Source organism: Pontibacter aquaedesilientis, from assembly GCF_014773225.1.
Lineage (GTDB): Bacteria > Bacteroidota > Bacteroidia > Cytophagales > Hymenobacteraceae > Pontibacter > Pontibacter aquaedesilientis.
The window spans coordinates 331,695-338,641 of the sequence record NZ_JACXAJ010000004.1; the positions used below are offsets into that span (position 1 = coordinate 331,695).

The 6,947-nt window shown below is 50.6% G+C and carries 6 protein-coding genes; 4 read left to right on the top strand and 2 right to left on the bottom strand.

Annotated features, from left to right (window positions below):
- Nucleotides 1-23: 23 nt before the first annotated feature.
- Nucleotides 24-596, top strand: coding sequence for a thioredoxin family protein (locus tag H9Q13_RS11475; RefSeq protein WP_191183935.1), 573 nt, complete (start codon nucleotides 24-26; stop codon nucleotides 594-596).
- On the opposite strand, the gene H9Q13_RS11480 is transcribed toward H9Q13_RS11475, so the two are convergent.
- Nucleotides 562-1,416: a murein L,D-transpeptidase catalytic domain family protein gene (locus H9Q13_RS11480; protein ID WP_317173896.1), complete on the bottom strand. Its 855-nt coding sequence runs from the start codon at nucleotides 1,414-1,416 to the stop codon at nucleotides 562-564. The genes H9Q13_RS11475 and H9Q13_RS11480 overlap by 35 nt on opposite strands.
- A 351-nt stretch (nucleotides 1,417-1,767) precedes the next feature.
- On the opposite strand from H9Q13_RS11480, the gene H9Q13_RS11485 reads away from it, so the two are divergent.
- A complete protein-coding gene (locus tag H9Q13_RS11485) occupies nucleotides 1,768-2,670 on the top strand; it encodes a Ppx/GppA phosphatase family protein (protein WP_191183936.1) in 903 nt (300 codons plus the stop codon).
- Nucleotides 2,671-2,777: 107 nt separating this feature from the next.
- Here the strand turns inward: H9Q13_RS11485 and ppk1 are convergent, their stop codons facing one another.
- On the bottom strand, nucleotides 2,778-4,883 hold the full coding sequence (ppk1, locus tag H9Q13_RS11490; protein WP_191183937.1) for a polyphosphate kinase 1: 2,106 nt from the start codon (nucleotides 4,881-4,883) through the stop codon (nucleotides 2,778-2,780).
- A 272-nt stretch (nucleotides 4,884-5,155) separates the two neighbouring features.
- Between ppk1 and H9Q13_RS11495 the strand changes: the two genes are divergently transcribed.
- Together H9Q13_RS11495 and H9Q13_RS11500 are read left to right on the top strand one after the other, a co-directional pair.
- Complete coding sequence (locus tag H9Q13_RS11495) at nucleotides 5,156-6,088, top strand: DUF5996 family protein (RefSeq protein WP_191183938.1); 933 nt, start codon at nucleotides 5,156-5,158, stop codon at nucleotides 6,086-6,088.
- Between the two features lie 191 nt (nucleotides 6,089-6,279).
- Nucleotides 6,280-6,741 carry a DUF302 domain-containing protein gene (locus tag H9Q13_RS11500; protein ID WP_191183939.1) on the top strand — a complete coding sequence of 154 codons (462 nt, stop codon included), beginning with the start codon at nucleotides 6,280-6,282 and terminating at the stop codon, nucleotides 6,739-6,741.
- The last annotated feature ends 206 nt before the right edge of the window (nucleotides 6,742-6,947 follow it).

Below are 6,947 nucleotides of genomic sequence, written 5' to 3' on the forward strand. Positions count from 1 at the left end.
TCTCACTTCTAATCTACAGCGTTATGCCATTAGCTTCCACAGCATTACCACTGGGCACTGTAGCACCCAATTTTGCTCTGCTCGATACTGTTTCTGATCAGCTTGTTAGTCTGGAGGATGTTGCTTCCACTAAGGCGACCGTCATCATGTTCCTGTGCAACCACTGCCCTTATGTGCTGCACATCCTGGACGAACTGGTGGACACAGCCAACGAGTATAAGCAGCGGGGCGTGAGTTTTGTGGGGATTAGCGCAAACGATGCCGTAAGCTATCCGCAGGACGGTCCGCAGCAAATGCGTGAACTCGCCAAAGAAAAGAAATTTCCCTTCCCATACCTGTATGACCAGACCCAACAGGTTGCCCGTACCTACCAGGCCGTCTGCACCCCCGAATTTTACGTGTTCGACCGTAACATGCGACTGGCTTACCATGGCCAGTTCGATGATGCCCGCCCTAAAAACGAAACGCCTGTTACAGGAGAAGACCTGCGACAGGCGCTCGATACCTTGCTGGCGGGCGATCAGGTCAGGGCTGACCAAAAGCCAGGTATAGGCTGCGGCATTAAATGGAAAACTCTGCCGGAGGAAGCGGGGTAGGCTGCATGCTGGCAATGTACCCTGCTACGGCATTGGCATGATCCAGGTAGGGGGAGGTATAACTCTCGTCGCCGGCGTGAATATAGAGTGCCGTTTTGCCTTTTACGGCGTCGATGATACTCTCATGCTCACCCAACGGCACAGCCGGGCAGCCCAAACTGCGGCCTAGCCGGCCATACTGTTTAATGAAACTTTCTGTGGCGTACTCCGCTCCGTGCATCACGACAGCGCGGTCACGTGCGTTCGAATTAAAGGCTTCATCCATACCGTCCAGCCGGAGGGATTTGCCGTGTTTGCCGTAATACACTTCATCCGTCACGTAAAATCCCACACTGCTCATAAAAGACTTGTGCTCATTGGAGAAGGCCTGCGCCTGCACATTCCCGGAGTTTCGCCCATGCGCCACATAGGTATTGTGCAGCACCTGTCTGTTGTTGAGGTCGAGCACCCAGAGCCTTTTCTCATTGGAAGATTTTGTGAAGTCCACTACCGTTAGGATGCCCTTACCCGAAAGACGCCCTTCGTTGTATAAGCTGTAATACCCCATCAGGGCATTATTGAAGACGTCGTAGCTCATATCAGATGCAGTGAGGTTCATCTGTGTGTAGAGGTCGAACGACACCTGCTCAAAACGCATGACCTTCAGGGCCGTAATATTGTTTTTGGTGTCTCTCTCGATCGATACATACTTGCCAGCTCCGATGGAGGCAGAAGGCGACAGGATGAGCGGTGCAAACAACGGTAAAAGCCGCTTTCCTACCTTACGCTTTCGGCGACGCCATCTTTCTTTTATGCTCTTCTTTCTAACGTTCTTTCTCACCTTTCACTTTGGTTGATGTACCTTCATTGTACGTTCAGGATTTTGCACTGTTCGAATTTGTGCAAAAGCTACAACCATGCCTACAAATCATTCAACATCAGTCAGAATTTACTCAACGGAGGTAAGCGTATGAGAATGGCCCGACTAAACCTACATTTATTTAATCCTCAATTTAAAATGAGGAAAGACTCCCCTTTCACTTACAGGTTTCAAATCCCAACATTGTGTAAGTGTGTGAGGTCAAACGGTCATTGAGAGACTTATTTCAGTATCATTAGAGCTTTCCGGGTACAGCATTTATACCTATATTTGGGTAGCAAATCATGTGGAACGCTCTTAATCGGATAATTTTTGAAGTTAGCTGCTATTGATATCGGTTCGAACGCGGTGAGATGCCAGATCTCCAATGTGCTGAACCAGAACGGAAACGTCATTTTCAAACGCGTGGAATACATCCGCTACGCCATTCGCTTTGGCGAGGATGTGTTTAACACGGGCTATATCAGTGAGGGGAAAATTCAGAAATTCATCAAGCTTATGCACGCTTTCCAGTTGCTGCTGGACGTGCACGATGTAGACCACTACATGGTATGCGCCACTTCCGCCATGCGCACCTCCCAAAATGCCCCCGAGATTCTGGACCGCGTGCACCAGGCCCTTGGCATGGGTATACAGGTAATCGATGGCGTGGCCGAAGCCGACCTGATCAACAAAGTAATCGCAAACTTCCTGGATGAGCGTAATTACCTGCACATTGATGTGGGGGGCGGCAGCACGGAATTTAACATTTATGTGAACCGTGAGAAAATGGCTTCACAGTCCTTTGAGCAAGGATCTATCCGCCACATGCACGGCGTGGACTCCCAGGAGCTTTGGAACAGCATGCGCCTCTGGATTGAAGAGAACTCCAGGAAATACCACCTCACCCGGGCCATTGGCACAGGCGGTAACATCAACAAGATATTTGACATGTCCGGCAAGTCGGTAGGCAAGCCGATCTTCCGCAAACAAATCGAGGAGATTGTTAACCGTGTGGCCAGTATGACCATGGAGCAGCGCATCACCGAGCTACTTCTTAACCCTGACCGTGCTGACGTGATCCTTCCCGCCGCCGAGATATACCTTTCCGCCATGAAGTGGGCCAAGCTCGAGAGTATGCTGGTTCCTGCCGTTGGTTTGAAGGACGGGATGATTCATGCGCTCTATGAGCAACACCATCAGGAGCGCTTTGTGATAAGCCAGATTAGCCGGTAGCTTTTGCTTTGCCAGCAGGGCTGCGCAGGTATAGCAGTGCTTGTACCTGTGAATGGCAAAAGCTAAAAAAAGCCCCCTCCTGTTATCAGGAGAGGGCGTGTGTTAAGTTATACCAGTTCCACTTCCTGTGTGGCTTCCTCAAACACTTTCTTGTAGAACACCTTGTGCACATCCACAATCTCTTCGTTGGCGGCTGGCCTTTTACGGGCGTAGGTACCGTCTTCACGCATGATGTAGGAGTTCTGGTTGTCGAGCAGGTTGTAGTAGAGTATGTTGATGGACTCTTTCTTCAACTCTTCGTTCACGATCAGGAAAAGTGCCTCCACGCGGCGATCGAAACTGCGCACCATTATGTCGGCGCTGCCGCCGTATACCTTGGGCTCACCGTTGTTATGGAAGTAATAAATGCGGCTATGCTCCAGGTACTCGCCCACGATTGACTTCACCGAAATATTCTCGCTCAGGTCTTCGCGGCCCGGACGCAGGCAGCAGATGCCCCGCACGATCAGTTTGATCGGCACGCCTGCCTTGGACGCTTTGTAAAACTCGTCGATCACCTCCTTGTCCTCCAATGAGTTGATCTTGATCACGATGCCGCTTTTCAGGCCTTTCTTGGCATTGCGCGCCTCGTGGCGAATCAGCTCGATCAGCTGCGACCGCATCGCTTTAGGAGAGGTGAGCAAATACTTGTACTCGTTCGGTCTGGAGTGCCCCGTTATAACATTGAAAAACTCCGACACGTCGTGCGCATATACTTCATTGGTCGTCAGCAAACTCACGTCAGTATAAAGGCGGGCGGTTTGTTCGTTGTAGTTTCCACTGCCAATGTGAATGTAGCGCGTCACCTTCTCCCCTTCCTTACGGATGATCATGAGCATTTTGGTGTGCGTTTTATACTTGCTAATGCCATAGATCACAAAGCAACCTGCCTTCTCCAGGCGTTCGCCTTCCCGCAGGTTTCGCTCTTCATCAAAACGTGCCTTCACCTCAAACAGCACCGAAACGTGCTTGCCGTTTTCAGCCGCTTTCAGCAAAGCCGCCGTCACTCTGGACTGGTCAGCCAGCCGGTAAATGGTTTGCTTTATACCCAGCACATACGGGTCTTCGGCAGCCCGCTCCAGCAACTGCACTACCGGCTCCATGTTGTTGTAAGGATGGTGCAGCAGCACGTCATGCTCTTTCAGGTACTCAAACATGTCCACCGACTCGGCTGGGAGGCTGAGCGGCGTAACGGGTGCCGGCTGCTTAAACCCTTTGTCTTTAAACTGACGATGGTTGATAATCTGCCACAGGCCGCGCAGGTCGATCATGCTGGTGATCGTGAAGACGTTGGCATTGTCGATGGTCCAGCGCTCTTTCAGCACCTTCATCATAAACTGGGACGGATTGCGCTCTATCTCCAGTCTCACCACACGGCCTTTCTTGCGTGTCTTCAGTTTCGACTTGATCTCCTGCACGAAGTCCGCCTCAATATCGTCGGACTCTTCCAGTGTAAAGTCACCGTTTCGGGTAATCCGGAACAGGTTAACCGACACGATCTCCACATTGCGGAAAAGCTTTTTGATCTTCCAGCGAATGATTTCCTCGATCGGCACAAAGACGATCTTATCCTTGCGGTTGATTTCGTAAAAACGGGCCAGGTTCTGAGGTATCTGCACAAAGGTGACGCGGTCCTGCGCCTTCTGCTCCTCTGTGGTGCGGGTAACCACGCCAAAGGTAAGCAGCTGGTTCATGAGCAGCGGGAAGCCGTGGTAATTGTCGAACACCATGGGCGTGAGCAGCGGGTAGATCGTATTTTTGAAGTAACTGTCCACCTTCTTCTGCTCGATCTCGGTCAGGTCGCCCACTTTGAGTATATCGAAGCCGCTCTTATCGAACAGCTCGGTCAGTTCGTTGTTGAAGGTTAGGTACTGATCGTTGACGAAGCGGTGTGCGTAATCCAGCAGTTTTTTGCGGAACGGCATTTCGCGCAGACCCGAATAGTCGAGCCGCTCCTTGCCGTAGTCGATGTAGTTGTACAAGCTGCCCACCCGGATCATGAAGAACTCATCGAGGTTGGAAGCCGTGATGGCCATGAACTTAAGCCGGTCGAAAAGACTGCGGCTCGTGTCGCGGGCCTGGTCGAGTACACGGTAGTTGAAGCGCAGCCAGCTCAGGTCGCGGCTGATGTATTTACTTCGCTTTATCTGGTCAGAAACCTTATTGATCAGCATGTTTTCAGATGTTATAAAAGCCTCCGGCCACGTCAGAATTGGTGCGGTTGCCGGCAGACCGAGGTATACGGACACTGCAAAATTATTGCCCGACTGCTAATATAATTTTTGTAAGTGAATTTGTCATGCCTTTTGTCAAAAGCTTGCGGAAATGTTTTGGATATGGCACCGCTGAACTTGCTCCGAGGATCAGTTTCAGTCATTACGTTATCCGATACACAAAACCTAAGGGCCCGTAAACGGTATAAAACAGAAGCTAACCTGACAAGACCATGCAGCGAAACCCCATTCCCGAAACCAGCGAACTCGATTTCCCCCCCCTTCCGCTGGAAGAGTGGGAAGCAACCAAAGACACACTGCACCTTTACCTGCAAATCATCGGGAAAATACGGCTCACGCTCACGCCACCCCGTATCCACTGGTGGCACGTCACACTATACCTTTCTTCCCGCGGACTCACGACAGGGCCTATACCTTACGGTTATCATACCTTCGAGATTGAGTTTGATTTTGTCGATCACCAGCTCTGTATCTGTGCAAGCACAGGCGAGCAGGAACAAATCAAGCTACAGGATGGGCTCAGTGTAGCTGAGTTCTATACTGCTGTTATGAAATCGCTTCATAAACTGGGCATCGAAGTAGATATACTTGCCAAGCCATTCGATAACAAGAGCAAAATTCCTTTTGCCGAGGACCACAAGCATGCTACCTATCATCCGGAGCAGGTACACACCTACTGGAAAGTACTGTCCGCTGTTGACAAGGTGATGAAAGAGTTTAACGGACGCTTCTACGGCAAAACTTCTCCCGTACAACTTTACTGGCATCATATAGACCTGGCAGTAGGTCGATTCTCAGGCAAGAAAGTACCCGTACGGCCGGATGCTGGCAAGATCGAGCGGAATGCCTACTCGCATGAGGTGATCAGTTTCGGCTTTTGGCCCGGGGATGAGCAGGTACGTTTCCCGGCCTTCTACTCCTATACCTTCCCCTCACCAGCAGGTATAGACCAAGAGCCGCTCAAACCCAAAGCCGCTTCCTGGGTAGACTCCAATGGCAGCCCCATGGCGTTGCTTCCTTACGAGGACCTACGAAAAGAGAAAGATCCGCATCAGGCGCTCCTGGACTTTTTGGAAAGCGCCTACCAGGCAGGGGCTAAAAAAGCAGGATGGCCGGTGGAGGAACTACTGGCTCATAATGACTGAACCTGGCTAGACGAATCTGACAGTAACACATGTTTAGGAACCCAGGGCATTTGTTCGTGATCTGCCCGCTTAAGAGTTGGCTATACCTTAAGACATATTATTATCTACCGCAAGATGACAAAGTCAGTATCATTGATTTCCTGTATACCTGAAATGGGCTGGTGTCACCATCTAAAACCATCATATACCTTATGAAGCAAATTGCTCTTCTACTTTCCATTTTGATTTGCACCGCTTGTGCCAACATGGCCCAGCCTCTGCAAACAGACAACCTCATCACAAAACAGAGTGCCTACAGCATGGACGAAACCCTTTCCAAACTTAGGGCCGCTATACAAACTATGGGCATTAGTTTGGTAGCCGAGGTAGACCATGCCAAAGCTGCTGCTGATAACGGGCTTGCGCTTCGTCCCACCCATGTGCTCATTTTCGGTAATCCGCAGGTAGGCACCACCCTGATGCAAGCTGACCAACGTACAGGTCTTGACCTTCCGTTGCGTTTACTGGTGTGGCAGGATGAAAACGGCAAGGTATACCTGAGCTACCACCGTCCTAGCGACCTGAAGCAGGACTATAGGTTGCGTGAGCAGCAAGCTGTGCTGGATAAGATAGGGAATGTGTTTGAGAAGTTGAGTGAGGTAGTGAGGGAGTAACTTCGTTGAATGAGTTATTTTGTGGTTGCAACGGTGTTCGTGCAGCCGATGAGCGAGGCGTAGCCGAGCTTAAAAGCTGCACCTTGTGCTTGTTGCACAACCTATTGAAGATAATCGTAAAAGTATATATTACCAAATCTTCAATGGGATGCAGGGCAGGAAAACTTTCGAAGACGAGCGGGAGCTGCGCTTCTCGCTCTCGGCAC

What these genes read in the sequence shown, in the direction of transcription:
- H9Q13_RS11475 (WP_191183935.1), top strand. Translation starts at nt 24, where the DNA reads ATGCCATTAGCTTCCACAGCATTACCACTGGGCACTGTAGCACCCAAT.
- ppk1 (WP_191183937.1), bottom strand. Translation starts at nt 4,883, where the DNA reads ATGCTGATCAATAAGGTTTCTGACCAGATAAAGCGAAGTAAATACATC.
- H9Q13_RS11495 (WP_191183938.1), top strand. Translation starts at nt 5,156, where the DNA reads ATGCAGCGAAACCCCATTCCCGAAACCAGCGAACTCGATTTCCCCCCC.
- H9Q13_RS11500 (WP_191183939.1), top strand. Translation starts at nt 6,280, where the DNA reads ATGAAGCAAATTGCTCTTCTACTTTCCATTTTGATTTGCACCGCTTGT.